The 2,995-nt window shown below is 70.1% G+C and carries 1 protein-coding gene; it reads right to left on the bottom strand.

What is annotated here, in order from left to right:
- Positions 1 to 240: 240 nt before the first annotated feature.
- On the bottom strand, positions 241 to 2,472 hold the full coding sequence (locus PV350_RS45835) for a pectate lyase-like domain-containing protein (protein ID WP_500339222.1): 2,232 nt from the start codon (positions 2,470 to 2,472) through the stop codon (positions 241 to 243).
- Positions 2,473 to 2,995 lie beyond the last annotated feature (523 nt).

The following is a 2,995-nucleotide window of genomic DNA, read 5'->3' as shown; positions in this document are numbered from 1 at the left end:
GGACAGCGGGGTGGGGGGATCTGGACAGCCGTTCATGTAGGTGAACATCGCCTCACTACATGAACAGCTGATGGCCGATGACGGTATGGACTAGACCAGCCCTGCGTCAAGCCCCCCGCGCCACCGGTTCGTTGGGCGCCGCGATGACCGCGGGAGGGCTCGCGGACATGCCTGGGGGCGGGGTCGCCGCCGCCCGCCGTGCGGACGGCGGCGGCCCCGCCGGTCTTCGTCCGGCCGGGGTCAGGGACCGGAGACGAGGTTGGCCACGTTGTTCGCGGAGTTGGACGGGCCTCCGCTGTTGTTGATGACGTGGCTGATCGTGCCCGTGCCGCCGAGGGAGACCGTCACCATGTCGTGGAAGCGGACCCCGGACACCGCGGGGACCTCGAAGGCCCGGTCGGCGACGACGGACGGGTTGACGTTGAAGTAGCAGTAACTGCCCAGGCCCCAGGCCTCGTGGCTGGTCACCGAGGGGCTGACCTTGTAGGCGTCGTAGCCGCGGGTGGAGCCGTTCATCCAGGCGGCCTGGTTGGGCGGGTCGTACGGCATCTCGTTCTGGAAGAAGTACGTGCGGCCGCCGTTGCCGTTCCAGATCACCTGGTGCTGCTGGTAGTGCTCGACGAACAGGCCGTACATCGTCACGTTCGTGCCGTTGACGATCAGGCCGTTGGCGGCGGTGTTGCTCGTCCAGCCCACCCCGCTGCCGTGGTCGGCGCGCCAGAGCCACATGTGGTCGCCGATGACGTCCGAGCTGTTGACCACCAGGCTCTGGGTGGCCTTGCCGACGCCCGCGCCGCCGATGCGGAAGAAGACGTCGTGCAGCGAGGTCGGGTCGGCGGTGTGCCGCGCGGACGAGCCGGCGGGGCCGACCTGCATCAGGGTCTGCGAGTTGGTGGTGCCCGCGTCGATGAGCAGTCCGGCGATCTTGACCCCGTCGACGTCGGCGACGTTCACCGCGGTGATGCCGTTGTCCGGGATGACGGTGGCCAGGCCCAGGCCCAGGACGACGGTGTCGGCACGGTTGATGTTGAGCGTCTGGTTGAGGTGGTAGACGCCGGGCGTGAACAGCAGGTTCTTGCCCTGGGCGAGCGCGCCGTTGATGTCGGTGGCGGTGGCGCCGGGCTTGACGATGAAGAACTGGTCGATCGGCAGCGAGCTGCCGGCCGGGCTGCCGCCCGCCCAGGTCGTGCCCTGGGTGTTGGTGCGCAGCGCCGGGACGAAGACCTTGTAGGCGCCGGCCGAGTCCACGTACAGGAACGGCTTCTCACGCGTCACCGGCGACTGCGCGACCGTGGTGTACGGCGGGCTCGGGAAGGTGTTCGCGGGGGCGTTGACGTCACCGACGAAGACCATGTTCCAGTTGGAGCCCGTCCAGCTGCCCCACTGGCTGTTCCGCGACAGCCACTGCTGCTGGGAACCGGAACGCACCTGGCCGTCGATCTTGGAGTCGGCGATCAGGCCGCCGCTGGACCAGCCGCCGTCGTCCAGCTGCAGGTTGCCGCGGACGTGCATGCGCCGGTACGGGGCCGCCTGCGAGACCGCCCAGCGGTCGGTGCCGCCGGTCGGGTTGACGGAGAGGTTCTCCGCGGAGCGCCAGAAGTTCTGGGTGGCGTTGCCCTGGAACCAGTCGGCCTCGGCGTGGACCGCGCCGTTGATCGTCACGTCGTCCGGCGACAGGCCCAGGCCCGCGACCTGGGTGTAGAAGCCGACGTTGGCGTCGACGCTGTAGCTGCCGGGCTTGAAGAGCAGGGCGTAGCGCTGGGAGCCGAACTGGTTGGACTCCTGCTGGCCGAAGACCTGGCTGAGCCGGCTCTGGATGGCGGCCGAGGACATCGACGGGTCGAAGACCGAGACGTTGGGGCCGAGGTCGGGGGTGCCCGGGGGGTTCTGCGGGGTGTCGGTGGAGCCGAGGCTGAAGGACTGCGCGGCGGTGCCGTTGCAGGTGTACTGCTGGATGCGCGCGCTGTCGGCGGTGGAGGCGGCAGGCACGTCCAGGCACTTGCCGCTGTTGCGGTTCACGAAGTGGTACGTCCCGCCGGTCTCCTCGACCGGCAGCCACTGCTGGTTGGCCCCGCCCGAGTACGACCAGAGCTGGACCGGCGCGCCGTCCGCCGTGGAGACGTCGGTGACGTCCCAGGACTTGGCCGCGTCGTTGCGGTTGTTGACCCGGACGTAGCCGTCGCTGGTCGCCTGGAACTGCCACTGCTGCGCGGTGGTGCCGTTGCAGGCGTACTGCTGGACCGCGGTGCCGTCGGCGGTGCCCGCGGCGGCGGCGTCGACGCACTTGCCGCTGTGCTTGGCGGCGACGGTCACCCAGCCGGTGGGGAGGGAGGCGGCCTGGGCCTGCGGGGCGGTCAGCACGACGGCCGACAGACCCGAGGCGAACAGCGCGCCGAGCGCGAGCGGTGCGACGCGGCGCCGGACCCGGCCGCGTCCGGGGACGCCGCGGGACGGCGCTCCGAGGGTTCTCATGGAGGACTCCTGTGCCGCGCGGGGCGCGGCGCCGTGGGGGGTGTGAGCGGGCATGCCGAAGCGGGCGACGGCATGACGTGGCATGACGGAGGTGGGGGGTGGCCGGGCGCACGCGCCCGGCCATGCGACAGCAGCTCAAAGGTCGGATCGACCTTTCTTCACGGCGTGAAGTTAGGCTTCCGCAGCGGACACGTCAAGAGGTCGCGCTACGGATTTCGAACGCCGCCCGATGCGTGGTAGTGCCTCAACTCGATGTCCGGGCAGTGCATTTGCGCAGTTGGCAGCCGATGCGACACGGTGCGGCGCGGTGTGGCCGGCAAGCGCCGCCACATCCGGGCCGGACAACACTTGAAGGCGCCGGTCCGGCCGGGTCGCCCCCCGGGAACCGCGCCGCCGGACCCCCCGCCCGGACCTGCTGATCAACGACGGCCACCTGGGCGGACCGTACTGGTCTGTACCAAAGTCTTGACTGCACCCTTCCTTCACTCCTTAAATCACGAGTTGAACAAGGCCTCCCCACCGC

The organism is Streptomyces sp. PA03-6a (genome assembly GCF_033792765.1).
Taxonomy (GTDB): Bacteria; Actinomycetota; Actinomycetes; order Streptomycetales; family Streptomycetaceae; genus Actinacidiphila.
The sequence above is the reverse complement of the archived record's forward strand: the minus strand, read 5'-3'. Positions and strand labels throughout refer to the sequence as shown.

What these genes read in the sequence shown, in the direction of transcription:
- PV350_RS45835 (WP_500339222.1), bottom strand. Translation starts at nt 2,472, where the DNA reads ATGAGAACCCTCGGAGCGCCGTCCCGCGGCGTCCCCGGACGCGGCCGG.